This window comes from Mesorhizobium sp. ORS 3428, from assembly GCF_001854785.1.
Classification (GTDB): domain Bacteria; phylum Pseudomonadota; class Alphaproteobacteria; order Rhizobiales; family Rhizobiaceae; genus Mesorhizobium.
Genome location: NZ_MDFL01000014.1, coordinates 107,040 through 132,578, shown reverse-complemented (window position 1 = coordinate 132,578; position 25,539 = coordinate 107,040). Strand labels below are relative to the sequence as shown.

The 25,539-nt window shown below is 64.3% G+C and carries 29 protein-coding genes, 1 other RNA gene and 3 pseudogenes; 15 read left to right on the top strand and 18 right to left on the bottom strand.

Annotated features, from left to right (window positions below; translation table 11 throughout):
* Positions 1-3: 3 nt before the first annotated feature.
* Positions 4-450 carry a GNAT family N-acetyltransferase gene (locus ORS3428_RS04560; RefSeq protein ID WP_071094997.1) on the bottom strand — a complete coding sequence of 149 codons (447 nt, stop codon included), beginning with the start codon at positions 448-450 and terminating at the stop codon, positions 4-6.
* Positions 451-538: 88 nt separating this feature from the next.
* The gene (locus ORS3428_RS04555) at positions 539-1,378 is read right to left on the bottom strand and encodes an AAA family ATPase (RefSeq protein ID WP_071094995.1); all 840 of its coding nucleotides are present in this window, start codon (positions 1,376-1,378) and stop codon (positions 539-541) included.
* Positions 1,379-1,491: 113 nt separating this feature from the next.
* Between ORS3428_RS04555 and ssrS the strand changes: the two genes are divergently transcribed.
* The 4 genes from ssrS (at position 1,492) to ORS3428_RS04535 (ending at position 4,061) form a co-directional block, all read left to right on the top strand.
* Positions 1,492-1,647: non-coding RNA, 6S RNA (gene ssrS / locus ORS3428_RS04550), on the top strand.
* A gap of 82 nt (positions 1,648-1,729) precedes the next feature.
* A complete protein-coding gene (locus ORS3428_RS04545) occupies positions 1,730-2,317 on the top strand; it encodes a 5-formyltetrahydrofolate cyclo-ligase (protein ID WP_071094993.1) in 588 nt (195 codons plus the stop codon).
* A 69-nt stretch (positions 2,318-2,386) separates the two neighbouring features.
* Positions 2,387-3,211 carry a TIGR00282 family metallophosphoesterase gene (locus ORS3428_RS04540; RefSeq protein WP_071094991.1) on the top strand — a complete coding sequence of 275 codons (825 nt, stop codon included), beginning with the start codon at positions 2,387-2,389 and terminating at the stop codon, positions 3,209-3,211.
* Positions 3,212-3,293: 82 nt separating this feature from the next.
* Positions 3,294-4,061, top strand: coding sequence for a TerC family protein (locus tag ORS3428_RS04535; protein ID WP_071094988.1), 768 nt, complete (start codon positions 3,294-3,296; stop codon positions 4,059-4,061).
* Between the two features lie 24 nt (positions 4,062-4,085).
* Here the strand turns inward: ORS3428_RS04535 and ORS3428_RS04530 are convergent, their stop codons facing one another.
* From ORS3428_RS04530 to ORS3428_RS04520, 3 genes are read right to left on the bottom strand one after another with little or no spacing between them, the layout of a single operon-like run.
* Positions 4,086-4,553, bottom strand: coding sequence for an SRPBCC family protein (locus tag ORS3428_RS04530; RefSeq protein WP_071094986.1), 468 nt, complete (start codon positions 4,551-4,553; stop codon positions 4,086-4,088).
* 42 nt (positions 4,554-4,595) lie between these two features.
* A complete protein-coding gene (locus tag ORS3428_RS04525; RefSeq protein WP_274534782.1) occupies positions 4,596-4,985 on the bottom strand; it encodes a VOC family protein in 390 nt (129 codons plus the stop codon).
* A gap of 29 nt (positions 4,986-5,014) precedes the next feature.
* Positions 5,015-5,497 (bottom strand): SRPBCC domain-containing protein, encoded by a 483-nt coding sequence (locus tag ORS3428_RS04520; RefSeq protein WP_071094982.1) that lies wholly within the window; start codon positions 5,495-5,497, stop codon positions 5,015-5,017.
* Positions 5,498-5,549: 52 nt separating this feature from the next.
* Between ORS3428_RS04520 and ORS3428_RS04515 the strand changes: the two genes are divergently transcribed.
* From ORS3428_RS04515 to ORS3428_RS04505, 3 genes are all read left to right on the top strand, one after another.
* The gene (locus tag ORS3428_RS04515) at positions 5,550-5,873 is read left to right on the top strand and encodes an ArsR/SmtB family transcription factor (RefSeq protein ID WP_071094980.1); all 324 of its coding nucleotides are present in this window, start codon (positions 5,550-5,552) and stop codon (positions 5,871-5,873) included.
* Positions 5,874-6,098: 225 nt separating this feature from the next.
* The gene (locus tag ORS3428_RS04510) at positions 6,099-6,848 is read left to right on the top strand and encodes a YebC/PmpR family DNA-binding transcriptional regulator (protein ID WP_071094978.1); all 750 of its coding nucleotides are present in this window, start codon (positions 6,099-6,101) and stop codon (positions 6,846-6,848) included.
* Between the two features lie 18 nt (positions 6,849-6,866).
* Positions 6,867-7,193 carry a SelT/SelW/SelH family protein gene (locus ORS3428_RS04505; protein WP_071094976.1) on the top strand — a complete coding sequence of 109 codons (327 nt, stop codon included), beginning with the start codon at positions 6,867-6,869 and terminating at the stop codon, positions 7,191-7,193.
* A gap of 403 nt (positions 7,194-7,596) precedes the next feature.
* On the opposite strand, the gene rpmE is transcribed toward ORS3428_RS04505, so the two are convergent.
* Positions 7,597-7,818, bottom strand: a complete 222-nt coding sequence (rpmE, locus tag ORS3428_RS04500; protein ID WP_071094974.1) for a 50S ribosomal protein L31 — start codon at positions 7,816-7,818, stop codon at positions 7,597-7,599.
* 206 nt (positions 7,819-8,024) lie between these two features.
* Between rpmE and ORS3428_RS04495 the strand changes: the two genes are divergently transcribed.
* The gene (locus ORS3428_RS04495) at positions 8,025-9,827 is read left to right on the top strand and encodes an ABC transporter transmembrane domain-containing protein (RefSeq protein ID WP_071095131.1); all 1,803 of its coding nucleotides are present in this window, start codon (positions 8,025-8,027) and stop codon (positions 9,825-9,827) included.
* A 35-nt stretch (positions 9,828-9,862) separates the two neighbouring features.
* On the opposite strand, the gene ORS3428_RS04490 is transcribed toward ORS3428_RS04495, so the two are convergent.
* The 10 genes from ORS3428_RS04490 to ORS3428_RS04445 form a co-directional block, all read right to left on the bottom strand.
* On the bottom strand, positions 9,863-11,347 hold the full coding sequence (locus ORS3428_RS04490; RefSeq protein ID WP_071094972.1) for a carboxypeptidase M32: 1,485 nt from the start codon (positions 11,345-11,347) through the stop codon (positions 9,863-9,865).
* Between the two features lie 234 nt (positions 11,348-11,581).
* On the bottom strand, positions 11,582-12,007 hold the full coding sequence (locus tag ORS3428_RS04485) for a hypothetical protein (protein WP_071094970.1): 426 nt from the start codon (positions 12,005-12,007) through the stop codon (positions 11,582-11,584).
* A 421-nt stretch (positions 12,008-12,428) separates the two neighbouring features.
* Entirely contained in the window at positions 12,429-12,821 is a 393-nt protein-coding gene (locus ORS3428_RS04480) for a hypothetical protein (protein WP_071094968.1), read from the bottom strand.
* Between the two features lie 254 nt (positions 12,822-13,075).
* Entirely contained in the window at positions 13,076-14,104 is a 1,029-nt protein-coding gene (locus ORS3428_RS04475) for a peptidoglycan -binding protein (RefSeq protein ID WP_071094966.1), read from the bottom strand.
* 1 nt (position 14,105) lies between these two features.
* Entirely contained in the window at positions 14,106-15,125 is a 1,020-nt protein-coding gene (locus ORS3428_RS04470) for a MotA/TolQ/ExbB proton channel family protein (RefSeq protein ID WP_071094964.1), read from the bottom strand.
* A 101-nt stretch (positions 15,126-15,226) separates the two neighbouring features.
* The gene (trhA, locus tag ORS3428_RS04465; RefSeq protein WP_071094962.1) at positions 15,227-15,919 is read right to left on the bottom strand and encodes a PAQR family membrane homeostasis protein TrhA; all 693 of its coding nucleotides are present in this window, start codon (positions 15,917-15,919) and stop codon (positions 15,227-15,229) included.
* Between the two features lie 98 nt (positions 15,920-16,017).
* On the bottom strand, positions 16,018-16,818 hold the full coding sequence (locus ORS3428_RS04460; RefSeq protein ID WP_071094960.1) for an inositol monophosphatase family protein: 801 nt from the start codon (positions 16,816-16,818) through the stop codon (positions 16,018-16,020).
* Between the two features lie 123 nt (positions 16,819-16,941).
* Positions 16,942-17,508, bottom strand: coding sequence for an elongation factor P (gene efp, locus ORS3428_RS04455; protein WP_040974387.1), 567 nt, complete (start codon positions 17,506-17,508; stop codon positions 16,942-16,944).
* A 131-nt stretch (positions 17,509-17,639) separates the two neighbouring features.
* Complete coding sequence (locus ORS3428_RS04450; RefSeq protein ID WP_244507853.1) at positions 17,640-18,800, bottom strand: tetratricopeptide repeat protein; 1,161 nt, start codon at positions 18,798-18,800, stop codon at positions 17,640-17,642.
* A gap of 1 nt (position 18,801) precedes the next feature.
* Positions 18,802-19,449, bottom strand: a complete 648-nt coding sequence (locus ORS3428_RS04445) for a thiamine phosphate synthase (protein ID WP_071094958.1) — start codon at positions 19,447-19,449, stop codon at positions 18,802-18,804.
* Between the two features lie 212 nt (positions 19,450-19,661).
* On the opposite strand from ORS3428_RS04445, the pseudogene ORS3428_RS04440 reads away from it, so the two are divergent.
* Positions 19,662-20,387 (top strand): annotated as a pseudogene (locus ORS3428_RS04440) (class I SAM-dependent methyltransferase).
* 30 nt (positions 20,388-20,417) lie between these two features.
* On the opposite strand, the pseudogene ORS3428_RS04435 reads toward ORS3428_RS04440, so the two are convergent.
* Positions 20,418-20,875: pseudogene (locus ORS3428_RS04435) on the bottom strand (GNAT family N-acetyltransferase).
* A gap of 174 nt (positions 20,876-21,049) precedes the next feature.
* Here ORS3428_RS04435 and ORS3428_RS04430 point away from each other — a divergent pair.
* Positions 21,050-21,816, top strand: a pseudogene (locus ORS3428_RS04430) (sulfite exporter TauE/SafE family protein).
* A 34-nt stretch (positions 21,817-21,850) separates the two neighbouring features.
* Here ORS3428_RS04430 and ORS3428_RS04425 read toward each other — a convergent pair.
* A complete protein-coding gene (locus tag ORS3428_RS04425) occupies positions 21,851-22,402 on the bottom strand; it encodes a DUF2269 family protein (protein WP_071095129.1) in 552 nt (183 codons plus the stop codon).
* 520 nt (positions 22,403-22,922) lie between these two features.
* On the opposite strand from ORS3428_RS04425, the gene rcdA reads away from it, so the two are divergent.
* From rcdA to ruvA, 5 genes are all read left to right on the top strand, one after another.
* The gene (rcdA, locus tag ORS3428_RS04420; protein WP_071094956.1) at positions 22,923-23,456 is read left to right on the top strand and encodes a protease adaptor protein RcdA; all 534 of its coding nucleotides are present in this window, start codon (positions 22,923-22,925) and stop codon (positions 23,454-23,456) included.
* Positions 23,457-23,667: 211 nt separating this feature from the next.
* Positions 23,668-24,177: a crossover junction endodeoxyribonuclease RuvC gene (gene ruvC / locus ORS3428_RS04415; RefSeq protein ID WP_071094954.1), complete on the top strand. Its 510-nt coding sequence runs from the start codon at positions 23,668-23,670 to the stop codon at positions 24,175-24,177.
* A gap of 56 nt (positions 24,178-24,233) precedes the next feature.
* Positions 24,234-24,503 carry an AbrB/MazE/SpoVT family DNA-binding domain-containing protein gene (locus tag ORS3428_RS04410; RefSeq protein WP_071094951.1) on the top strand — a complete coding sequence of 90 codons (270 nt, stop codon included), beginning with the start codon at positions 24,234-24,236 and terminating at the stop codon, positions 24,501-24,503.
* Complete coding sequence (locus tag ORS3428_RS04405; RefSeq protein WP_071094949.1) at positions 24,481-24,900, top strand: type II toxin-antitoxin system VapC family toxin; 420 nt, start codon at positions 24,481-24,483, stop codon at positions 24,898-24,900. The genes ORS3428_RS04410 and ORS3428_RS04405 overlap by 23 nt, the downstream gene beginning before the upstream one ends.
* Before the next feature lie 10 nt (positions 24,901-24,910).
* Entirely contained in the window at positions 24,911-25,531 is a 621-nt protein-coding gene (gene ruvA, locus ORS3428_RS04400; RefSeq protein ID WP_071094947.1) for a Holliday junction branch migration protein RuvA, read from the top strand.
* Positions 25,532-25,539 lie beyond the last annotated feature (8 nt).

Sequence of the window (25,539 nt, the reverse complement as noted above, 5' to 3'; positions counted from 1 at the left end):
CCCTTATAGCAGATCGTATTCGATRAAACCTGTGCGGCGCGCGACATGGTCATAGAGCCGGCGCGCGGTGGCGTTGGTCTCGTGGGTCATCCAGTAGACGTTCTTCACCCCGATCTTGCCGGCTTCCTGGCGCACCGCCTCGATCAACGCGGCGCCCACGCCCTTGCCGCGCACGTCCGGGTCGGCGAAGAGGTCCTGCAGATAGCAGTTGTTGACCTCAGACCAGCAGGAGCGGTGATAGAGGTAGTGCGTGAGACCAACGGCCTTGCCGTCCAGCGTAGCGATGAAGCCCTTGGGCTCGAATTCGCCTGCCGTGAACAGGCGCTTCCAGGTGACGTCATAGACCTCGTCCGGCAGCTTGGTCTCGTAGAAGGTGAGGTAGGCTGTCCACAGGCGCCGCCAGTCGGCATGGTCGGACTGCGCCAGCGGGCGGACGGTGATCTCGGACATTTCTTCCTCCAATGCTTTGGTCCGAAGCTGCGGCAGCCACGGCTCACGGGCAACGGTCCACAGACGCGGAAATCGCTGTTGCTGTCGCCTATCCTTGCCGTCTCGCCATGAAGGCGAGGCGCTCGAAGAGATGCACGTCCTGCTCGTTCTTGAGCAGCGCGCCATGYAGCTTGGGCAGCATGTTCTTCGGGTCGGCGCGCAGGTCTTCCGGCGCGATATCGTCGGCGACTAGCAGGCGAATCCAGTCGAGCGCTTCGGAGGTCGACGGCTTCTTCTTCAGGCCCGGCACGTCGCGGATCTCGTAGAACTGGGTGAGGGCCGCGCGTACCAGGTTCTGCTTGATGCCGGGATAATGCACATCGACGATGCGGTGCAGGGTCTCGATGTCGGGGAAGCGGATATAGTGGAAGAAGCAGCGGCGCAGGAAGGCGTCCGGCAATTCCTTCTCGTTGTTCGAAGTGATGATGACGATCGGCCTGAATTCGGCGCGGATGGTCTCGCCGGTCTCGTAGACGAAGAACTCCATCCGGTCGAGCTCCTGCAGGAGGTCGTTCGGAAATTCGATGTCGRCCTTGTCGATCTCGTCGATCAGGAGAACGACCTTTTTCGGCGCGGCAAAGGCGTCCCACAGCTTGCCGCGCTTGATGTAGTTCTTGATGTCGTTGAAGCGGCCGTCGCCGAGCTGGCTGTCGCGCAGCCGCGAGACGGCATCATATTCGTAGAGGCCCTGCTGCGCCTTGGTGGTCGATTTGACGTTCCATTCGATGAACTCCAGCCCGAGCGCCGCCGCCACCTGGCGGGCGAGCTCGGTCTTGCCGGTGCCCGGTTCGCCCTTGACAAGCAGGGGCCGCTCCAGCGCGATCGCGGCGTTGACCGCCACCATCAGATCCTTGTCGGCGACATAGGCCGCTGTGCCTTCGAAACGCATTTTTTCTCCTATCCGTGCGGGCGGGACCGTAAGGAGCCATGAGGATGCGTGCAAGCTTTGAAGGGCCATTCGTTTTTGTGGCGCCCGGCTGAGTGTCGGCTTATATTGGCGCTGGCGGTCTGCGCTTCCCGGCAGGAGAAACTTATCCCCGGGGCCTTATCGATCCTTAGGGAGCTGTCCCTGGGAAGACCCGTGGGTTTTCTCACACGGCGCCCACCTACTTTGTAGGCACCCGGGATCGACCTCTCCACCGGTTGTGTGGATCGCCACTTTCCCGATTTTGGGATTCGTACGGTAGAAAACGTCGCTCCTGAAACTCCATCCAAATCCGGCCTTTTCTAACGTCTGCGCATGAGCTCACCAAAGGACCTGARGAAACAGCTTCGCAAGGCAGCGCTGGCGCGGCGCGATGCGCTCGACGAATTCTGGCGGGTGGAGATCGCGCTCGAAATGGCCGAGACCGCGAAGAATGAGATCGCCGTCGAGCCCGGCCAGGTCGTGTCCGGCTTCTGGCCGATGCGCACCGAGGTCGACGTGCGGCCGTTGATGTTTGTGCTGCGCGAAAAGGGCGCCAGGCTCTGCCTGCCGGCGATCCTCGACAAGACCACGATCGTGTTCCGCGAACTGGTGCACGGCGCGCCGATGGTCGAGATGGGCTTCGGCACCATCGGGCCGCATGAGGAGGCTGAAGAGCTCGACCCCGCGCTCATGCTGGTGCCGCTCGCCGCCTTCGACGCGCGCGGGCACCGCATCGGGTACGGCGCCGGCTATTACGACCGGGCGATCGCCCGGCTCGCCGACAAGGGGATGACGCCCCGGCTAATCGGTATCGCCTTCGACTGCCAGGAGGTTCCGATGGTGCCGGAAGAGAACCACGACGTCATCATCCCGGAAATACTCACCGAGAGCGGGTTGCGCCGGTTCACACCCCAATTATAGATAGTCCTTTGGGGCTCATGGTCTTTCGCGAAAGTCATGCAGCTTGGCGGGCTTTCGGCTAGGGATCGTATGAGACTTCTTTTCCTCGGCGACATGGTCGGCAAGACAGGACGCACGGCGGTGTGGGAACAGCTGCCGGGCCTAATTTCCGACTTCAAGCTGGATTTCGTCATCGTCAACGGCGAGAACGCCGCCGGCGGCTTCGGCATCACCGAGGAGATATTTCGCGAAACCCTTGCGGCRGGCGCGGATGTCGTCACCACGGGCAACCATGTCTGGGACCAGCGTGATGCGCTGATCTTCGCGCCGCGCGAGGAGCGCTTCCTGCGCCCCTCCAATTTTCCCAAGGGCACGCCGGGGCGCGGTTCCGGCGTCTACCTCGCCAGGAACGGCGCGCGGGTGCTGGTCGCCAACATCATGGGGCGCGTCTTCATGCATCCCGAGCTCGACGATCCGTTCCAGGCTGGCGAGCGCGAGCTTGCCGCCTGTCCGCTCGGCGAGCAGGCCGATGCGGCGGTGATCGATTTTCATGCCGAGGCGACTTCGGAAAAAATGTGCTTCGCGCATTTCGTCGACGGCCGCGCCAGCGTGGTGGTCGGGACCCACACGCACCAACCGACCGCCGACCACCAGATCYTCAACGGCGGCACCGCCTACATCTCGGACGCCGGCATGTGCGGCGACTATGATTCCTCGCTCGGCATGGACAAGGAGGAGCCTCTCAACCGCTTCCTGTCGAAAGTGCCGAAGGGCCGCTTCGAGGYGGCGAGCGGGCCGGCGACCTTSTGCGGCGTTGGCGTTGAGATTTCCGACCGCACCGGACTTGCCGAGAAGATCGCGCCGTTTCGTCGCGGRCCGCGGCTCGAGGAAACAGCGCCAGCCTTCTGGTCGTGACATTGATATGGGAACTCCAAATACCTAACTGCCCGCCGAACTCGCCGAAAACCTGCTTCAGATCGTAGAGGGGACGACCTCCATGCAGCTTGTCGAATTCCTGGCGCCACACTTCGCCTTCGTTTCCGATCCGACCGCATGGATCGCGCTGCTGACGCTGGTGGTGCTCGAGRTCGTGCTCGGCATCGACAATTTGATCTTCATCTCGATCCTCACCAACAAGCTGCCGGAAGCGCAGCGGRCCCGCGCTCGCAGGTTGGGCATCTCGGCGGCGCTGATCATGCGCCTCGTCCTGCTCGCCACCATTTCGCTCATCGTGCAACTGACGACGCCGATATTCACGGCGCTCGGGCACGGCTTTTCCTGGCGCGACCTGATCCTGATCGCCGGCGGCCTGTTCCTGGTCTGGAAGGCGACCAAGGAGATCCACCACACGGTCGACCCACAGGACCATCAGGATACGATGATGGGCGGCACGCTGCAGATGAGCCTTGCCGGCGCCATCTTCCAGATCCTGCTGCTGGACCTCGTCTTCTCGATCGATTCCATCATCACCGCCGTCGGCATGACCGACGAGATCRCCATCATGTACATCGCGGTGATCGCGGCGGTCAGCCTGATGATGCTGGCGGCCGGGCCGCTCGCCGATTTCATCGCCAGGAACCCCAGTATCGTCATGCTGGCGCTGGGCTTCCTCTTGATGATCGGCATGACGCTGATCGCCGACGGCATGGGCTACCATGTGCCCAAGGGCTACATCTACGCCGCCATGGGTTTTTCCGCGCTGGTCGAGGGCCTCAACATGCTGGCGCGGCATCGAAAGAAGCAGAGGTCCGGCAGCGGGCGTTGAGCCCCAATCCGGACGGGCGTGGCCCTATTCGGCCGAAATGCCCTTCGGATGCCGGTCACCGATCAGGCCGAGCGCCAAGTCTTGCTCCAGCCACGCCTTGRCGCCGGCGAGCACCAGCGAGAAGCCGCCGGTCGAGYCGATCGCCTGGCTGACCTGCTCGTCGCCGGAGCCGGCGAAGCCGAAATTGCGGACTTCCAGGAAAGTGGTGTCGCCGGGCATTTCGGCGAAAGTCCAGACGACGGTGGTCGGCGGTTCGCTCCATTGCATGACGATCTTTTCGTTCGGGACGATCTCCTTGACCGTGACCGTCGTCGAGACGCCGTACATGCGCCATTCCCATTGCACCGGCTTGCCGCCGTCCAGCCTGCCGCTCGAATGCGTGAACCAGAATTTCGTGGTGATCGCCGGTTCGATGATCGCCTCGAAGACTTCGGCGACCGGCCGCCGGATCARCATGCCGGCTTCGGCGATCGGGGCTTCTTTGATTTCCATGGCGGTCCTCCCTTCCATCCAAGGCTCCAACCGCTGGATGCCTCAAGGCAGGTTGATCTGCCAGGAGACGCCGAAGCGGTCGTTCAGCCAGGCGAAGCGGCGGCTGAAGCCGTAATTGCCTGTCGGCATCAGAAACGCGCCGTCCTTGGCCAGCGCCTCGACAATGCGCTCCAACTCCTCTTCGGAGGAACAGTCGACGAAGAGCGAGACCGAGGGCGTGAAGGTGAAGGCGTGATGCACAGGGCTGTTGAAGACCATCACCTCCGTGCCGCCGATCGACGCGCGCGCCAGCTTGACCGTTCCTTCGGGGCCGTCCTCGCCGGCGCCATAGCGCGTGACGTCTAGGACGCGACTCCCCGGAACGGTCTCGCAATAGAGGGTCATCGCCTCCTCGGCCCGGCCTTCGAACATCAGGAACGGGGTTACCTTCACGGCCGATCTCCCTGGCTTGAGCGTCGGGCTCAGATGTTGGTCTCGTTGGCGGGCTCGCCCCTCATCTCGGCGCGATAGTAGCCGTCGCGCAGGTTGATGCCGTATTCGAGATAGGCCTTCATGCAGGCGAGCATCTGCGACCAGCCTTCGCAATTGAGGTAGGATTTCTTCAGTCCGACCTCGCCTTCGTGCCACCCGGCTTCAGCGATGGTGACGAAGGTGCCGCCGTCGTCAAGCGGCTCGAAATTCATCTCGATGCGGGTTTTGTAGGCCGGCTTGCCGTCGGCGTCGGTCGCATCCCAGCGCAGCACGATGCGCCTGTCCTTGGTCACCTCGTCGACTTCGACAGGCACGGTTTTCCACCAGGTGACGGTGGTTCCGGCGACCAACGGGGCCGAAGCGCCGCCGATGGTGGTGAAATAGCCGCTGAGCTTCGTCGGATTGACGACAGCGTCGAAGACCTCTGCGACCGGTTTGCCGATGCGTCCGGAAATCCTGAATCCGAGAGACATATCCACAGCTCCTTCCCTTGCTCGCCAGAACGATATGTTATAGAAACATAACATGTCAAGCCAAACCACGGACGACCATGTTTTCAAGGCCTTGGCGCATCCGCGCCGGCGCGAATTGCTGGATCGCCTGAAGGATCAGCCGCAAACCACGGGCACCCTTTGCGAGGCTTTCCCGGACATGGACCGCTGCACCGTCATGATGCATCTCAAGGTGCTGGAGGAGGCCGATCTCGTCGTGGCAAAGCGCGAGGGACGCGAGCGCTGGAACCATCTCAACGCGCTGCCGATCAAGYAGATCCACGACCGCTGGATCAGCCAGTATGCCGGGCACGCGATCAGCATCCTCGACCGGCTCAAGTCGGATCTGGAAGGATGATCATGYGTTGTAGGAGTGCTGTCGGAGCGCTGGGTTGCCGGCTCGATGGCGCGGCTGGACGAATTGAGCCGATTTATCTATAAGCCGGCCATTCCGACAGAGAGCGCCGTGTGCCTTCGCAGGCATAGCTCAGACGTTCTGAAAATTTGAATTCGAGCATTTTGCAGAGGGCGAGGTGATGGCTCCTCGCTTCGGGATGCTCTAGCCGAATACGACAGGGGTGCCATGGCTGGCCATTCACAGTTCAAGAACATCATGCACCGCAAGGGCCGCCAGGATGCGGTGCGGTCGAAAATGTTTTCCAAGCTGGCGCGCGAAATCACCGTCGCCGCCAAGGCCGGCACGCCGGACCCGGCGATGAACCCGCGGCTGYGGCTTGCCGTGCAGAACGCCAAGGCGGTCTCGATGCCGAAGGACAACATCCAGCGCGCCATCAGCAAGGCGACCGCGGGCGATGCCGAGAACTACGAGGCCGTGCGCTATGAAGGCTACGGGCCGGGCGGCGTGGCGCTGATCGTCGAAGTGCTGACSGACAACCGCAACCGCTCGGCGTCGAATGTGCGCGCCGCCTTCACCAAGGCCGGCGGGGCGCTCGGCGAAACCGGCTCGGTGTCCTTCATGTGGGACCGCATCGGCGAGATCTATTATCCGGCCTCGGCCGGTAGCGCCGACAAGGTCATGGAAGCCGCGATCGAGGYCGGCGCTGACGACGTGGAGTCGGACGAGGGAGGCCACACCATCTACTGCAGCTTCGAAAATCTCGGCGACGTGTCGAAGTCGCTGGAAGCCGCGCTCGGCGAGGCGGAATCGGTGAAGCCGATCTGGYGGCCGCAGAACAATGTCCCGGTCGACGAAGAGCGCGCGCAGTCGCTGATGAAGCTGGTCGCCACCCTCGAGGACGACGACGACGTGCAGAGCGTCTACGCCAATTTCGAGGTCGACGACGAGACGATGGCCAAGCTCAGCGCGGCCTGATCGGTCGCGCAATCCGGCATGAGCGAGAAGCCGCAGCCAACCATCCGCATCACCTATTGCACGCAGTGCCAGTGGCTGCTGCGTGCCGGCTGGATGGCGCAGGAACTGCTCTCGACCTTCGGCACCGATCTCGGCGAAGTGACGCTGGTGCCGGGCACCGGCGGCATCTTCACGATTGCCTGCAACGACGTGCTTGTCTGGGACCGCAAGCGCGACGGCGGCTTTCCGGATGCGRCCAAGCTCAAGCAACTGGTCCGCGATGTCATCGACCCGGAGCGCGATCTGGGGCATGCGGACCGCAAGCGTCACGCATCCGAGGACCAGACGAAAAAAGACCCCGCCTGAGGCGCGATCTTTGCAATTGCCCCCTGCTTTCAGCGCCATGCGAAGATGATGCGCCATTGCCGCGATCGCGTGACGGCGCTTCTCGTCCGGCAGATGGGCGACGCGGCCATGCAAGCGGATGGCGCTGACGAAGCTGGTGGGTGGGTAGCAGGCGAGGCTCTGAGACTTGAGGCGCGGCGGTGGCCACTTGCCGCAGTTGGCGCTRCCCCTCATCCGCCTGCCGGCACCTTCTCCCCGTGAAAAACGGGGAGAAGGGACAAGCTCCTGCGCCGGCGCCCCCCTCTCCCCGTTCTTCACGGGGAGAGGGTAAGGATGAGGGGCAGCGCCGACGCTGCACGAGACCAAACCTGCAACAAAAAACCCGCCTCGAGGCGGGTCTTTCAAATTCTGCAGGCTACCCGGCTTAGAGGCCGAAGCCTTCGAAGCGCTTCTTGAACTTCGACAGGCGGCCGCCGCGGTCGACCAGGGTCTGCTGGCCGCCGGTCCAGGCCGGGTGGGTGGTCGGGTCGATGTCGAGATTCATCGTGTCGCCTTCCTTACCCCAGGTCGAGCGGGTCAGGTACTCGGTGCCATCGGTCATGACGACCTTGATGGTGTGGTAGTCGGGATGGATATCGGCCTTCATTGTCGTGTTTCCTGGCTTGCCGGCGCTGGTGACGGGCCTATGGCCTGCGTCGATGCGCCCCCTTTTAAAACTCGAAGCCGCAGCTAATGAAAAGCCACGGCTTCTAAAACGGTCGGCGAGCCTATACATCAGCCGGAATTGAATCACAAGGCCGCGGCAAGCGCATATTGAAGCGCAATACCGGCAGGCGGCCGGAGGAAAAGCTCATGGCGGATATCGGTGTCAGTGGAGACGAGCGCAGGCGCTCGATCCGCCCGCTCAGGAACCTTTTCCCCTATGTCACCTGCTACCGGGCAATGGTGGTCGGCGCGTTGATCTCGCTGACGGTCGCGGCGGCCGCCACGCTGGCGCTGCCGATGGCCGTGCGGCGCATGATCGACCATGGTTTCCAGGCGGCGGGCTCCACCTTCATTGCGGAGTATTTCGCCGCCTTGGTGGGGATGGCAGCTCTGCTGGCGGCCGCCTCGGCCAGCCGCTACTATTTCGTCATCACGCTTGGCGAACGCGTCGTCGCCGATATCCGCCGCGACGTCTTTTCGCATGTCACGACCTTGTCTCCGGCCTTTTTCGATCGCGCGCAGTCGGGTGAGATCGTGTCGCGGCTTGCCGCCGACACGACGCAGGTGAAATCGGCGGTCGGCGCCACCGCCTCGGTCGCGCTGCGCAACGTCATTCTCGGCCTCGGCGCTGTGGCGATGATGGTCTTCACCAGCCCAAAACTTTCCGGCTTGGTGCTTGCCGCCATTCCGCTGATCGTGCTGCCGCTGGTCGCCTTCGGCCGCTCGGTGCGGCGCAAGTCGCGGCTGGCGCAGGACACGCTTGCCGACGCCACCGCCTATGCCAGCGAGCAGATCGGTGCCGTGCGCACGCTGCAGGCCTTCACCAACGAGACGCTGGTGACAGGACGATTTTCGGCGGCGGTGGAGGCTGCCTTCGAGGCGGCGCGGACCTCGGTCTTCGCGCGGTCCTTCCTCACCTTTTTCGCCATCTTCATGGTCTTCTCCTCGGTGGTGGCGGTGCTCTGGTTCGGCTCGCGCGACGTGCTTGCCGGCACGATGTCGCCAGRCACGCTCGGCCAGTTCCTGCTTTATTCCGTGTTGGCCGCCAGTGCGCTCGGCGCGCTGTCGGAAGTGTGGAGCGAACTGGCGCAGGCGGCGGGAGCCGCCGAGCGGCTGACCGAGATCCTCGCGGAGCGGCCTGCCATCCAGCCGCCCGTCGATCCGCAGCCGCTGCTGGCCAAGGCCAAAGGCGCGATCAGCTTCGACGACGTCTCCTTCTCCTATCCGGCGCGGCCGGACCGGGCGGCTGTCCATGGCCTGAGCTTCCAGGTGAAGCCCGGCGAGACACTGGCGATCGTCGGTCCCTCGGGGGCGGGAAAAAGCACCGTCTTCTCGCTGATCCTGCGCTTTTACGATCCGGAAAGCGGCCGCGTCGTCATCGACGGCGTCGACCTGCGCGAAGCCGATCCTGCCGCCATCCGCGGGCGCATCGCCATCGTGCCGCAGGACGTCACCATCTTTGCGGCAAGCGCGCGCGACAATATCGGCTTCGGCCGGCCGGGCGCCAGCGATGCCGAGATCGAGGCGGCGGCAAAGGCAGCGCTTGCAGACGAATTCATCGTCAAGCTCGACAAAGGCTATGACAGCCAGGTCGGCGAGCGCGGCGTGACGCTCTCCGGCGGCCAGCGCCAGCGCGTGGCGATCGCCCGCGCCATCCTGCGCGACGCGCCGATCCTGCTGCTCGACGAGGCGACCTCGGCGCTCGACGCCGAAAGCGAGACGCTGGTGCAGACGGCGCTCGAACGCCTGATGCGCGGCCGCACCACCATCGTCATCGCCCACCGGCTGGCGACGGTGCTCAAGGCCGACCGCATCCTCGTCATGGAAGCCGGACGCATCGTCGAAGAGGGAACGCACCAGAGCCTGGTGTCCAAGGGCGGCACTTATGCACGGCTCGCCAAGCTGCAGTTCGAAACGGGAGCGAGCGCCTTCAAAGGCGCGGCCGAGTAGCCGCGCCCAAGGTTGCGGCCGCAAGCCGGTGCGCGTCAGTCGCCGTAGCGCCTGCGCAGATGTTCGGTCAAATAGGCGGCGTTGAGCTTCTCGCCGGTGGCGCGCTCGAGCAGCTCCGGCGTTGACCAGCGCGAGCCCTGTGACCAGATCCTTTTGCGGCGCCAGTCGTTGATGGCGCTGAAATCGCCCTTGGCGAGATCCTCGTCCGCTGACGGGTGCTCCCTGCTCATTGCCGCCCATTGCTGCGCCGCCATCATGGCGCCCAGCGTGTAAGACGGGAAATAGCCGAAGGCGGCGCTCGGCCAATGCACGTCTTGCATCGGTCCATCGGCGGGGTCGTCGACGGTCGACAGGCCGAGATAGTCGCGCATCTTGGCGTCCCAGGCCTCGGGCAGGTCGGTGGCTTCCAGCCGGCCGGACACGAGATCCTGCTCGAGCTCGTAGCGCAGGATGACATGCAGCGGATAGGTGACCTCGTCGGCATCGACCCGGATCAGGCCGCGCTCCACATGGTGGACATGCGGCAGGATGTCGTCGATCGACCAGGCCTCGCCGAGGTGCTTCTCGACCACCGGCAACGCCCAGCGCCAGAAGGCCGGATTGCGGCCGATCTGCTTCTCGACGAACAGGCTCTGGCTCTCGTGCACGGCCATGYCGCGCGCCTTGCCGAGCGGCCAGTGCGACCAGGCTTTCGGCAGGTTCTGCTCATAGAGCGCGTGGCCGGTCTCGTGCAGCACACCCATCAGCGCCGACAGGAAGTCGGACGTCTTGTAGCGGGTGGTAATGCGAACATCGGTCGGCACGCCGCCGCAGAAGGGGTGGTGCGACACTGACAGCGAGCCATGGGTGAGGTCGAAGCCGACCGCCCCCATCATGGCAAGGCCAAGTTCGCGCTGCCTGTCGACGGCGTAGCTGCCGGAGAGCGGCTTCCGCGGATGCTTCGCCAGCCGTGCGTCCTGCACCGCCAAAGCGCGCGGCACGAAATCCTTCAAAAACACCTTCAGCTCGGCAAACACCGGCGTGATTTCGGCGGCGCGGTTGCCGGGATCGTATTGCTCCATCAGCGCGTCATAGGGGTCGAGGCCGAGCGCGTCGGCGCGCAGCGCCGCTTCCTCGCGCACCAGCGCCACGACGCCTTCCAGCGCCGGCAGGAATCCCGTCCAGTCGTTCTTGGCGCGCAGGTCGCGCCACAGCTGCTCGGAGCGCATGCGCGCCGTCGTCTGGCGCTCGACGAATTCGGCCGGCAGGCAGGTGAGGTTGGTGTATTGCCGGCGCAGTTCCCTGACCGCTGCCTGTTGCTCGTCGTTCAGCGGCTCCGCTTCGGCGGCGGCGATCCAGTCGCCGATCTCCGGCGCCGTGGCCTGGCGGTGCAGCATGCCGGCCAGCGCCGACATCGCCTCGGCGCGTTTCTCGCCGCCGCCGACCGCCATATGGGTCGCCTCGTCGGCGCCGAGGATGGCGAGCGCATGCTCCAGCGCTTCGAGCTTGTGGCCGAGTTGGTCGAGTTTTTCGAAGGACATGGTGGGTTCCGCAATTTGGACGGCGCGAAAAGATACCAACGGGCGGACATTGGCAACCCCGATCGCCACGTCCTTGCGGAGGCCAGACGGAGAGGCGGGCGACCGCCGGCCGGAAGATCCTGTCCATCCAGACGATGCCGGCGGTGCTCGCCATTTTCCGGTTTGGTTCCGCCGGTGATAAAAAAGGCGCCCTCGGGGCCTGGTCCCTCGGGCGCCTTCCGTTCCCGCAATTGCTCAGCCGTTCGGGTAGTGGCCGCCGTCGGCGCCGTCGCCCATCAGGAAGCCGCTGCCGGTATCGACCATCAGCTTCTGGTCGACATGGTCGAGACGGCGCAGCAGGTTGTGATATTGCGCGGCAGGGATCCTGCCACGATCCGAGGCGGCGACCCTCTCGGCAGCCTGGCTGATGTGAGCGGCGCGCATATGCAGCCGCTGYGCCTCGGCGGCCGAGATGGTGTTCGCCTCCCGTGCGTCCCTGATGCCTTGGTCCACACCTTGGATCTGATTGATGAGGCTGGTCACGCGCGGTCCGGTGAAATCGGTTGGATCGGTTGCGTCAAGCACCCCCTTGTGATGTCCGGCGGCATAAGCGCCGGCGAGCGGAGCGGCGATCAGAACCGCGGCGAGTGTTGCAGTCTTGAGAGATGGTGAAGCGCGCATGAGGGCGCATCCTTCTGCTGGGGAAGGCAGTGGCAATCCCGCTCCGCCTTCCGACCTTGCGGGCCGTCCGGTTCCGTYGCGTCGCGATGGGAGGCATTGCCGGCGGTCCCCGGCCCTGCGCGGCAAATTAGGAGCGCCAAGTCGATGTGGGTAATTAAAAAAAGATAATGTTTTCAGGCCTTGCTGCCGACATTCTGCGCCCGAGAGTTGAGCCGGCGAACAAATTCGCGTGAGTTTGCGTGATGCCGGATCAACCTTCGGTGAGGTTCAATTCGATGCGGCGGGGTCCTAGCTAAGCGTCTCATCCGCGCCGGGCGAATCGAGCGATTCCGCGTGCCGAAACCAGGCAGCCGCCGGTATGCCCCGCGCGCCAAAAGACGCGCGAGGGCCGTCGCGTAAAGCGCGCTGCAATGGATGGAATTCACCCGTTCGGATAATAGCCGCCATCCGCGCCGTCGCCGATGAGCGGGCTGCTGCCCGTGGCGTTCCGCAGGCTCTGGCTCACGTGATCGAGCTGCGCCACCAGCTGCTGGTACTGCGGAGCCGATATAGAGCCATGTCCAGCGGTTGCCGCGCGTTGCGCGACTCGGCTGATGTGCGCGGTYCGCACATGAAGGCTGCGTGCCTCGTCCGGCTTGATCTTGTCCATCTGCCTTGCAGCCGTGATGCCTTGATCGACGCTCTGCGCCTGGTCGATCAGGCCTGCCGTGCGCGGGGTGTAGAAGCCCGCCGATGCGGCATAGGCGCCGGTGAACGGAACGGCAGCGATAAGTGCGGCGAGTGCCGCGGTCTTGGGAATCTTGAATGAGCGCATGGCTGCGCCTCCCTTTTGCTGAGAAGGCAGCGCCGGAACGGCCCGCCTTCCGGCCCGGGCCGTCTGGTTCCGTCGCGTCGCGATGGGAGTCACCGCCGGCGGTTCTCGGCCCACATAACAACCTAGGGGCGGTACCCTGCCAAGTGGAATTAAAAAAGGGTAATGTTTTCCGGCCTTGTCACTCGCGCATCGGGCCCTAAAAACCCGGCTGCACAATCAGGCCGCAACTCGCGCGAAACGGCTGCAGCGCCTGCTCAGCGTTCGGTGAGCTTCAGTTCGATACGGCGGTTCTTGCTGCGCGCCTCATCCGTATCGGACGGATCGAGCGGCTGGAACTTGCCGAAGCCCGCGGCGACCAGCCGGTTGGCCGGCACGCCGTTCTCGATCAGGAATTTCACAACCGAGGTCGCTCGCGCGGTCGAAAGCTCCCAGTTGTCGCGATAGCGTCCGGTGCCGGACAGCGGCTTGTTGTCGGTGTGGCCGTCGACGCGCAGAACCCAGCTGATCTCGGGCGGGATTTCCTTCTGCAGTTCGATGACGGCGTCGGCGAGCTTCTTCATCTCGACCTTGCCGGCATCGTTGATCACGTCGGAGCCGGTCGGAAACAGCACCTCCGACTGGAAGACGAAGCGGTCGCCGACGATGCGGATGTTCTCGCGGTCGGCAAGGATCTCGCGCAACCGGCCGAAGAAATCGGACCGGTAGCGGTTGAGCTCCTGGACACGCTGCGCCAGCGCCACGTTCAGGCGGCGGCCGAGATCGGCGATCTTGGTGTTGGATTCGCGGTCGCGCTGCTCGGAGACGTTGAGCGCGTCCTCGAGCGCTGCGATCTGCTTGCGAAGTGCCGCGATCTGCTGGTTGAGGATCTCGACCTGGCTCAGCGCCTGCTGGCTGATCTGGCGCTGGTTGCTGAGCTCGCCGGACAGCGCTTCCGCCCGCTTGTTGGCCGCGTCGCCGGCGCCGGCGCCCTGGGCCAGCAATTGTTCGAGGCGGCTCTTTTCGGCTTCCGCCGCCGACAGCGACGCCTGCAGATTGGCGAGCGAATCTTCCTTGTCCTGGCTGTTCGAGCGCTCCAGGGCCAGCAATTGGGTCAGCTCGTTGATCTGCGAGTTGAGGYGGTTGAGCACCACGTCCTTGCCGGAAATCTCGCGGCTCAGCAGGAACTGCGCCAGCACGAAGACGGTKAGCAGGAACATGATCGCCAGAAGCAGCGTCGACAGCGCGTCGACGAAGCCCGGCCAGTAGTCGATGCGGCGGTCGGCGCGCCGTCTTGCCAGCGCCACGTCAGTGGACCCCTTGCTTCTTCAGCGCGTCGGCGATCTTCTCCAGCGTGTTGCGCATGGCCTTCTGCTCGTCGGACTGCGCCTCGACCCAGTCGCGCATGATCTGCTGTTCGGAGCGCATGTTCTTGACCAGGCCGGAAATGCCGTCGGCAAGGTTGGCCATGGCGGTAGCGACGCGCGGGTTGGAGCCGCCGCCGTTCTCCTGCAGGCTGCGCAGCCGTTCCGACAGCAGGCGGATTTCCTCGGACGGCTCGGCACGGTGGGTGTCGGCGACGACGATGTCGGACGAAAGATCGGTGACCGAGGACAGCCAGTTCTCGAGCTCGGTATAGAAGCGGGTCTGGGCGCGGCCGGCCTGCAGGTCGAGGAAGCCGAGCACCAGCGAGCCGGAGAGACCGAACAGCGAGGACGAGAAAGCGGTGCCCATGCCGGCGAGCGGCGCCGACAGGCCCTGCTTCAGCGCTTCGAGCACCGCGGCGGCGTCGCCGGTGCCGGGATCGAGCGCCTCGATGGTCTCRCGGATCGAGGCGATGGTGTTGAGCAGGCCCCAGAAGGTGCCGAGCAGGCCGAGGAACACCAGGAGCCCGACCAGGTAGCGCGAGGTGTCGCGGCTTTCGTCGAGGCGGGTRGCAATGGAATCGAGCATGGTGCGCATCGAGCTCGTCGAGAATGCGATGGTCGATGAGCGGCCGATCATCGCCTTCATCGGCGCCAGCAGCACCGGCTCGGTGGTTTCGGAGCCGGCGCGGAAGGAATTGACCCAGCGCACTTCCCGGAACAGCCGGCCGACCTGGACGAAGGCGAGCAGAATGCCGACGACGAGCACGCCGATGATCAAGCCGTTAAGGCCGGGATTGCTGGAGAAGGCTCTCGAGATCTGGCGGGTGAGGATGGCGGCGATGAAGGCGACGATGATCAGGAAGATCACCATGGTGAGCAGGAAGACCTGCGGGCTCGATAGTTTGTGCGGATCGTAGACCAGGACATCCGAGCGCCTGCCGAAGGATCTGAGAAAAGCCATCCGTGTCCCGTTTCCGATGCCACCGCCGAAATTTGGTCGCGACTTTAAACGGAATTGTGACCAAAATGAATGGCGCTTGGCAATATGGCCGCCGCCAAGGTTCAGAAGCGGCTGATGACCAAGCAGTCGACCATGGCGGCCAGATGCAGCCCGGCGCCGGTGACGACGAAGCCGTGCCAGACCRCATTGTGGAAGCGCAGGCCTTTCCAGGCGAAGAAGATGACACCGCAGGAATAGACGATGCCGCCTGCGACCAGCAGCACGATCGAGGCTGTCGGCAGCGTCTCGGCCAGCGGTCCGGCGAGCACGACCCCGCTCCAGCCGATGGCAAGATAGAAGACGATCGCCAGCCGGTCGTAGCGGCCAGGCAGGAACATCTTGATCGCGATACCCATCGCCGCCGCGGCCCACACCACAATGATCATCGGCAAGGCCAGCGACGTGGTGCGGAGCTGGGCAAGCAAAGGGGTGTAGGTTGCGGCGATCAATAGATAGATGGCGGCGTGGTCGAAGCGGCGCAATATCAATTTCGCCGGCCACGATATCGGCCAGAGATTATAGGCCAGCGACAGCGAGAGCACTGTGAGCAGGGACACGACGTAGAAGACCGCGGCGACATATTCGCCGGGACCGGAATGGAAAGCGGCCAGCGCCAGGAATGCCGAGCCGGCAGCGATCGCCAGCACGATGCCCACGGCATGGACGATGCCATCGGCGATCATCTCGGCGCGCGAATAGTGCCAACGCCCCACCAAGGGCATTTCGATATGAGTCTGTGGCCGCGCGTCGATCATGAATAATTCCGAAGTCCCCAAATCTGGGCGGTCACGGATCAGTATTTCAAGGTTCGGTGGCAGTTTTGCGACTGCGACGGTTCAGCGCGCCGAACGTGTCAGCGCGTTGGCAACGGCTTTTTTACCGTCTTGAGCAGCGCGCGCTGGATGAACTCGTTGCCGGCGACGACCCCGCCGGTGTCGAGCATGTCCTGCCCGCCATCCATGTCGGACACGAAACCGCCGGCCTCGCGCACCAGCAGGATGCCGGCTGCCATGTCCCAGGACGAGAGGCCGGTTTCCCAGAAGCCGTCCATGCGGCCGGCCGCGACATAGGCGAGGTCGAGCGCCGCCGAACCCAGGCGGCGGACGCCGGAAACTTCGGCCATGACGTTGCGCAATTCGATCAGGAAATTGCCGTGGTGGCCGCGCCCGAGATGCGGCACGCCGCATCCGATCACGGCATCGATGAGCTTGCCGCGCCCGGCGACGCGCAGCCTGCGGTCGTTCATGAAGGCGCCGCCGCCGCGCTCAGCGGTGTAGAGCTCATCCATCGCCGGATTGTAGACGACGCCGGCGACGATCTGGCCCTGGCGCTCAAGCGCGATCGAAATCGAAAAGAGCGGGATGCCATGGAGGAAATTGGTGGTGCCGTCGAGCGGGTCGACGATCCAGCGGTGCTGGTCGTCCTCGCCGTCGACGGCGCCGCGCTCCTCCATCAGGAAGGCGTAGCCCGGCCGCGCCTTGGACAATTCGGCAAAGACGATCTCTTCCGCCTTGCGGTCGGCCTGGCTGACATAGTCGCCCGGTCCCTTCATCGAGACCTGCAGGTTCTGCACCTCGCCGAAATCGCGCGACAGCGACCGGCCGGCCTTCATCGCGGCCTGGACCATGACATTGAGGATCGCGGAGCGTGCCATTCTTATCTTCCTGTTGCTGGCCGCTTAGAGCGGGATGCGTTTCCTTGAATCGTCATCCCGCTCTAAAATCATTCCTTCGAAGCATGATCTTCTCCGAAAAGTCTGCAACTTCGGGATCATGCTCTACTCGGCGCGGCGCACGTAAGTGATCTCGTTGGTGTCGACGACGATGCGCTCGCCGGCGGAGATGAAGGGCGGCACCAGCACGCGGACGCCGTTCTCCAGCACCGCCGGCTTGTAGGAGGAGGCAGCCGTCTGGCCCTTCACCACCGGGTCGGCCTCGGTGATGGTGAGCGTCACCTGATCGGGCAGCGAGATGCCGATCGGCCGTTCTTCATAAAGCTGGACCGTCACCATCATGCCGTCCTGCAGAAAGGCCGCGCGTTCGCCGACGAAATCCTTGTTCAGTTCGAGCTGCTCATAGCTCTCGGTATCCATGAACACCAGCGCGTCGCCCTGCTCGTAGAGGAAGGAAAAATCCTTCATCTCCAGCCTGATCTGCTCGACGGTCTCGGCCGAGCGGAAGCGCTCGTTGAGCTTGGTGCCGTTGATCAGGTTCTTCAGCTCGACCTGGTTGTAAGCGCCGCCCTTGCCGGGCTTGACGGTGTTGGTCTTGACCGCCACCCACAGGCCGCCATCGTGCTCGATGACGTAGCCGGGACGGATTTCGCTGCCACTGATCTTGGCCATGATGAACTGATCCGGAATGAGATTTTTTTGGCGCGGACCGCGCTTTGGCGCCTCCAAGACCACAAATCGCCCTGGGTGGCAAGGGAGGGCGGCAAGGAGGATACCGAGCTGGCCGCCGCAGCAAAGCGCCTTCAGGGCAGGCGGTTTGCCTTCTGGAGCGCTTGCTTGGTTTGGTCGTCGTCGAGGCCTTGCAGGAAATCGTCCATCTCAGGGTCGATCAGCCCGGCGCGGCRGGCGACGATATACCAGGCTCCGGCCATGATCAGGTCCGGGTCGGTGCCGATGCCGGCCATATAGAGCTTGGCGAGGCGGTTCTGGGCGGCGACATTGCCGCCCTCGGCCGCGCGCTTCATCCAGCCAAAGCCGGATTTCAGGTCGCGATCGCYGCCGCGGCCCTCGATCATCCAGCTGGCGAGATCGATCTGCGCGGTGYCATAATTCTGGCGTGCGGCCTGCGCCAAGAGCGTGCGCGCCTTGGCGTCATCGCGCTGCTTGCCGCCGGCGCCGTTGGCGTAGATTTGCGCCATCGCGTATTCGGCGTCGGCAAGGCCGGTATCGGCGGCGCGCTGGTAATACACGGCGGCCTTGGCAATGCCGGCATCGCCCGGATCCTGCTGGACGAGCAACTGCGCGAAATTGAACTGCGCAAGCCGGTTGCCGGCCTCGGCGGCAGCCTGCATCAGCGCATAGGCGCCCTTGTCGTCCTTCTTCACATAACGGCCGTCGAGCAGCATCAGCGCGTACTGGAATTGCGCCTCCGGCACGCCCTGCTCGGCGGCCAGCGCGTACCATTTCGCGGCCTCAGCCGCATTGAGCGGCACGCCCAGTCCGCGCGACAGGATTTCGGCGACCAGCGTCTGGGCCGCGGGGTCGCCATTCTTGGCGCGGACCATGGCAAGGTTGTAGGCGGTCTTGTAGAGTCCGCGCTGGAAGGCGCCGTAGGCGGCGTCCGGCGGCTTGGCGCCGAAGCGATCGGGATTGACGGTGTCGGCCGATGGCGGCGCAAGCGTCGCCGGCTGCGGCAGCGGCGTCTCGATCGGCTTGTCGAGATGCGCGGCGCCGGTATTTGCGGCGCCTCCATTCGGGGTGCTTGTGTTCTGGGCGCCATTGCTCGCGGCGCCAGTACTGGGAGCGCCAGCATTGGGAGCGCCATTATCGGGGGCAGGTGTGTCCGGCGTGCTCGTGTCCGGCCTCGGCTGCGGCACCGGCACGGTCTCACCGGCAATCGCCGCGGCCGCCTGGATCGTCAAGGCGGCGGCCAGTGCCACGAAGGGAAGCCTAGGCCAGCGCACGTCAGTCCTCGAAGCGCGGCGCGGTTTCGTCGAGCCGCGCATTGGCGGCGGCGACCGCCGCGCGCGGGTCGAGCCCATTGGCGAAGACCGCGCTGGAGAGCGCCACGAATTCAGCTCCGGTGGCCGCTACCGCTTCCACCGAGGAGAGATCGGATCCGGCCATGACGATGCAGGGGATCTGGATCATCTCGGCCCACCATCCGCCGAGTGCCAGGTTGCGCGGATGTGGCTCGGGCTTGTTGTCGTAACCGAAGCGGCCGAAGAACATATAGTCGGGCCGCTCCTCGCCAAGCTCCAGCGCGTCGTCGCGGGTCTTGGCGCCGCCGGCCCCGACCATCATCTTGCTTGCCAGGCGTTCGATCGTCTCGGCGAGGTCTTTTCTGCCAGCCTCGACATGGATGCCGTCGGCGTGAACGCGGCCGGCGATGYGGCTGTCGCCGGCGATGATGACGGCAATGCCGGCGGCCTGGGYGATCGGCACGATCTTTTCGGCGAAGGCCTGGAAGGAGGCCTCGTCCATGCCGTTTTCGGGCAGGATGAGCGAGGCGATGTCTCCCCCCTCGAATGCCTGGACAATGCGATCGGCCGGCGCATCTTTCGGCGCGATCAGCACGATACGGCAGCGGTTGGGCGGCGTTAAATCGTTCATCGGTCTTCGATCCCGGTTTCGCCTATGCCGGGCGAAGATGGTTGCATTGCGGCATAGAGCAAAGCATCCGGCTTGAACAGGAGGCGTGCAAGGATCGCGGCCGAAATGTATCGGACGGCGGCGGCTTGCGCCAATCTTTGATGATTGGCAGACGGCCTGTGGAAAGTCCTCCGCTGGCCGGCGGACGAGAGCACAGACAGAGCGAGGAGCCGATGGCGCAAAACATCTACGACCAGGCCGACTTCTTCGAGGGTTACAGCCGCCTCGACCGTTCGGTGCAAGGACTTGACGGCGCGCCCGAATGGCCGGCGCTGCGCGCCATGCTGCCGAAGGTCGACGGCTTAAGCATCGTCGATCTCGGTTGCGGCTTCGGCTGGTTCTGCCGCTGGGCGCGCGAGCATGGAGCCAAGGAGGTTCTCGGCCTCGACTTGTCGGAGAAGATGCTCGCCCGGGCGCGCGCCGCCGGCTCCGATCGTAACATCAACTATGAGCGTGCCGACCTCGACGAGCTCAGCCTGCCGAAGGGGCGCTTCGACCTCGCCTACAGCTCGCCCTACACTATGTCAGCGATGTCGCACGGCTGTTCGCGACTGTTCATCAGGCTCTCGTCCCCGGCGGGTTCTTCGACTTTTTCCACGGAGCATCCGATCTTCATGGCACCGACCAATCCGGGGTGGTCCGTCGACGTCGCCGGCAGAAAGACATGGCCCGTCGATCGGTATCTGGTCGAAGGACCGCGCACGACCGACTGGCTTGCACCGGGCGTGGTGAAGCATCACCGCACCATCGGCACCACGCTCAATCACCTGATCCAGGCCGGGTTCACCATCGGGCATGTGGGGGAATTCCGTCCGACGGATGCGCAGATCGCCGCCAGGCCGGAACTGGCCGAAGAGCTGGAGCGGCCCATGTTCCTGCTGGTACAGGCCCGGCGATGAATGCGCCAGGCGGCTTCGCTCCGCGGTGGATCAGAGGTCCAGCTTGTAGCCGATGTGGCTCGCCTTGAAGCCGAGCCGTTCGTAGAAGCGATGCGCGTCGAGCCGGCTCTTGTTGGTCGTCAACTGGACGACCCTGCAGCCGCGCTCGCGGCATTTGCCGATCGCCCATTGCAGCAGGCGCTGGCCGAGCCTTTCGCCGCGCCGATGYGCCGCGATGCGCACCGCTTCGATCTGGCCGCGCCAGGCGCCCCGCGACGACAGCCCGGCGAGAAAGCCGATCTGCAAGTGCCGATGACAGCGGCGCCGTCGGTCATCACCGCCAGGAACTGGTTCGGGTTGCTGTCGATCGTCGCGAAGGCATCCAGATAGGCTTGCGCCAGCGGCATGCTGRCATCTTCCCGGGCGCTGYCGAGCCTATCGTCGGCAAGCATCGCAACGATCGCYGGGAGATCGGCCTCCTCCGCGCGGCGGATCAGGATCTCGCTCATTGTCAAACCCTCGTGCYCGGCCGGCGACCTTATGTACGGCCCGCGCGGCCCGCTGCAAACCGGACAATTTAACGCGCCGATCGGCTGCGCGGGCAGATTGGCTATCGCGGCGTCGGGCTTTGTGGTCTATTGCGGGCCTCCCGCCACCCGCTCCCGCCCCCAGACGCCTTCATCATGCCAGGCCTGCTCAGCGATCCATGGTTCTATGCCGCCGCCATTCCGGCAGTCATCCTGGTCGGCCTGTCGAAAGGCGGCTTCGGCGGAGCCGTCGGCTTTGTCGGCGTGCCGCTAATGGCGCTGACCATTCCACCGGTGCAGGCCGCAGCGATCCTGCTGCCGATCCTCTGCCTGATGGACATTGTCTCGGTGTGGACGTGGTGGGGCATCTACGACCGCAAGATGCTGGTCGACATGATGCCGGGCGCCGTCATCGGCATCGGCCTCGGCTGGCTGCGGCCCTGGTGACCGAGGAGATGGTGCKCCTGATCGTCGGCGCCGTCGCGCTGATCTTCGTGTTGCGGTGGATCTACCTGCAGTTCCGCYACGGCGCCGATCACGCGGCGGAGCCGAACCGGATCGCGGCGGCTTTCTGGGGCACCATCGCCGGCTTCACCAGCTTCGTCGCCCATGTCGGCGGCCCGCCCTTCCAGGTCTATGCGCTGCCGATCCGGCTCGACCCGAAGGTGCTGTCGGGGACGGCGGCGATCTTCTTCGCCGCCACCAATGCGCTGAAGCTCATCCCCTATTTCGCGCTCGGCCAGTTCGACAGCGCCAACCTGACCGCATCGCTGGCGCTGATGCCGCTGGCGCCGCTCTCGACCATTGCCGGCGCCTGGCTGGTGYGCCGCATGCGGCCGGAAGTCTTTTATCCATTCACCTACGCGACAGTCGCGGTGGTGGCGTTGAAGCTGCTCTGGGACGGCATCGCTGGCCTGATGTGAGGGCGGCTCTCCGGCCGCCCGCAGCAACAAATGCTCAGGCCGCGCTCGCCACCATCTGACGGCTGCCGCCAAGGGCGAGCGCCGCGCCGAGGGCGATTACCATCACCATGCCGGCGAGGATGCCGATGTCATGCAAAGTGGGCTTCAGCACCATGTCGGCGATGATCACGAGCATCACCGCATAGTCGAAACGCGCCCAGCCCATCATACGCTGGCCCATGGCAAGCAGCGCCGGCGTCACGCCTTCCTTGGCGACCATGGCGCCCATCCRCTCGCCCGTCGGCTTGAAGACGAGCATGCCTATCGAAAAGGTCGTGGCGTAGCCGGCGAGGCCGATGACGACCCACAGATCCGAGAAGCCGACCCAGAAGCCGCACATGATCAGGCCGAAGATCAAGGTGAGCATCGACATCGGCGCGAAGAAGCGGCCGCCGAGCTGGCCGCTGGCGCGCATCGCCTGCAGCTTTTCCTCGACGTTGCCGGCGCGCTCGGCAAGCACGCCGAGCAGGAACAGGACGAAACCGCCGCCGACCCACAGAATGGCCGAGACGACGTGAAGGAATTTGACGATTGAATACCAGTCCATGGTGCGCCCCTGAATGTCCATCTTGAATTGCTGCAGCGTCGATTGCGACGGCCGTTGAGAGTGCGGGCGTTTAGCGCATGGCGTGTTTCGGAACGATGTCGCGGCGGCGGTCACGTTGTTTCCGCGCCGCAATAGGCGCCGGAGGATCCTGGCCGGCAGGAAAGGGCGACTGTCCCGTTCCGGCACAGGAAAGGCCGTTCGGTCAAAAAATCCGCTCCGTGTTAAGGCTTCATTAAGCTTTACGGGCGTTTACTGAGGCCATCCAGTTTTCTGGATTCTTACCGAGTGGTTGGAGCCACTTTGTTTGACGCCTCCCTGTTAAACTCCTGAGAGCCGCCTTATCCGCGGCTCTTTTTTTGTCCGCCAAAGCAAGGCAACGGGCACCCCGGCGTTAACCGTTTGTTAAACATGCGCTTGCCTTCGCGGGCGTCGAAGCGCATTTTCAAGCCTCAGTCGTTTAAGGGGCAGGCTGTATCGGCAAGGATGCCGAATCGGCTTGCGGCAGTGCAGGGGCGTATCGATGAACGAGCCTTCGAAGGGGAGCGCGAAAACCATCAAGTTGGCGGAGCGCCGGGTTTTCTCCCAATCCTTCAAGCCGCTCTATCAGGAAGGCATGGGCCTGGTCGAGCAGGCGGCAGAATATCTCGACGGCAAGGGCAGGCTCGAGGCCAAGAAGCTGTCGYGCACGGCAGCGACGCTCTATGCAGCCGAATCGATGCGGCTGACCACCAGGCTGATGCAGGTCGCTTCCTGGCTGCTGCTGCAGCGGGCGGCGAATTCCGGCGAGATGACCCGCGACCAGGTCGCCTCGGAGAAATCCAAGGTGCGGCTCGACACCGCTTCGGCGCATGACGAAGCGCTCGGCTGGAACGAATTGCCGAAGGAGTTTCTGGACCTCGTCACGCGGTCGCTTCGCCTGCAGGCGCTGGTGYGGCGCATGGACGAGGAAATCTATGGCGGCGGCGCCATGAGCGACGTGCTGGCCGCTGGCCGGCGCGCCAATCCGGTTTCCGACCAGATCAGTCTGCTGAACACGGCCTTCGCGCGCGGCTGACAGGCCGCTTGACAATTCGCTCCGATGGCCATCTAGCGCCGTTTTCTGCGCTTCCGGTGCTCACGTAGTTGAGCACGCTCCGCTCCGGTTCTCGAAAACGACGCTATATGACTCATCAGACCAAATTCTGAAGCTGCCTGTCCCTGTGTGGCCGTTTCTGGTTTGTTCACATTTCGCTGGCATCCCCATGTGTCGAAGCTAGACTTGGCGCATGGTGGAAACGATTCGCATCATCGGCATTGATCCGGGACTGAGGCGCACCGGCTGGGGCATCGTCGACAGCCTCGGCAATTCGCTGCGCTTCGTCTCTTCCGGCACCGTGCGCTCCGACGACAAGGCGCCGCTCGCGACGCGGCTTTGCCAGTTGCATGACGGGCTGGCCGAGGTGCTGCATCAGGCCATGCCGCACGAGGCGGCTGTCGAGCAGACCTTCGTCAACAAGGACGCGACGGCGACGCTGAAGCTCGGCCAGGCGCGCGGCATCGCCATGCTGGTGCCGGCACGCGCCGGGCTGGTGGTGGCCGAATATGCCCCCAACGCGGTCAAGAAAGCGGTGATCGGCGTCGGCCACGGCGAGAAGAAGCAAATCCACATGATGGTGAAGGTGCTGATGCCGAAGGCGATTTTCGAAAGCGACGATGCCGCCGATGCTCTGRCCATCGCCATCTGCCACGCACATCACCGGCAGAGCGCCGCTTACCGGATGGCGATTGYCGGATAGCGATGTTCTTGACTTGTTCCGGCCGGCACGATAAGTAATACTTTCGAGGTATTACCATGCGTGTGACCACCAAGGGGCAAGTCACAATCCCCAAACAGATAAGAGATCACCTGGGTATCGGGCCGGGCTCGGAGGTGGAGTTCGTGGCGACCGACGAGGGCGCGCGTATTATCGCCGTCAACAAAAACCTGTCCGAGGAGGAAGTCTCCCGCAAATTCAGGGAGGTCCTCGATAAAATGGAGGGGACGCTGGATCTGGGTGGCATGACAACCGACGAATACATGGAGTGGTTGAGGGGCCCGCGTGAAGATCTCGACGTTGGTTGACACGAATGTGCTGATCGACGTCTGGGGCCCGGTCGGGCTGTCGACGGAATGGTCGGCCAAGACCCTCGCCTCCTGTCGGCGCGAAGGCGCGTTGGTGGTCAACACGATCGTCTGGTCCGAGCTGGCGCCGCTGATCGCGACAGAGGCGCAGCTTAGAAGAGCGACGGACATGCTCAAGATCGATCGCGAACTTGTGCCGTGGGAGGCGGCGTTTGTGGCCGGAGCAGCGCATTCCCGTTACCGCCGCGCCGGCGGCGTTCGGGAAAGGACGCCGCCCGACTTTTTCATCGGCGCTCATGCGACCGTTGCCGGGCACCGTCTTTTGACACGCGACCCAGCTCGCTACCGCAGCTATTTTCCCGACCTCGAAATCATCTCTCCGGAAACGCACCCATGAGAGCCAGGACATGATCGGCAAGCTGAAAGGCACGCTGGACGAGATCGACGAAGACTCCTGCGTCGTCGACGTGCACGGCGTCGGCTATGTCGCCTACTGCTCGGCGCGCACGCTGGCATCGCTGCCGGGGCCCGGCGAGGCGGTGGTGCTGTTCATCGAGACCTATGTGCGCGAGGATATGATCCGGCTCTACGGCTTCCAGACGGCGCTCGAGCGCGAATGGTTCCGCCTCCTGATGAACAATGTGCAGGGCGTCGGCGCCAAGGTGGCGCTGGCGGTGCTGTCGACGCTGGCGCCGGCAGATCTCGCCAATGCCATTGCGCTGCGCGACATCGCCATGGTTTCCCGCGCGCCCGGCGTCGGCAAGAAGGTGGCCGAGCGCATCGTGACGGAGCTGAAGAACAAGGCGCCGGCCTATGCCGGCGCTGCCAACGGCACGATTGCCCTCAAGCAGGAGCTTGGCGAGGGCRTGGCGGCAGCACCCATCACCGATGCGGTCTCGGCGCTGGTCAATCTCGGCTATTCGCGCGACATCGCCGCCAATGCGGTGGCGGCGGCGCTGAAGTCGGCCGGCGAGGGCGCCGATGCGTCGAAGCTTATCCGCTTTGGGCTGAAGGAGCTGGCACGGTGAGGCAGCGC

What these genes read in the sequence shown, in the direction of transcription:
- ORS3428_RS04460 (WP_071094960.1), bottom strand. Translation starts at nt 16,818, where the DNA reads ATGGCACGCTCCGCGATCCTCAATGTCATGGTCCAGGCCGCGATGAAG.
- rpmE (WP_071094974.1), bottom strand. Translation starts at nt 7,818, where the DNA reads ATGAAGGCCGATATCCATCCCGACTACCACACCATCAAGGTCGTCATG.
- ORS3428_RS04410 (WP_071094951.1), top strand. Translation starts at nt 24,234, where the DNA reads ATGCGTGTGACCACCAAGGGGCAAGTCACAATCCCCAAACAGATAAGA.
- efp (WP_040974387.1), bottom strand. Translation starts at nt 17,508, where the DNA reads ATGGCCAAGATCAGTGGCAGCGAAATCCGTCCCGGCTACGTCATCGAG.
- ORS3428_RS04520 (WP_071094982.1), bottom strand. Translation starts at nt 5,497, where the DNA reads ATGTCTCTCGGATTCAGGATTTCCGGACGCATCGGCAAACCGGTCGCA.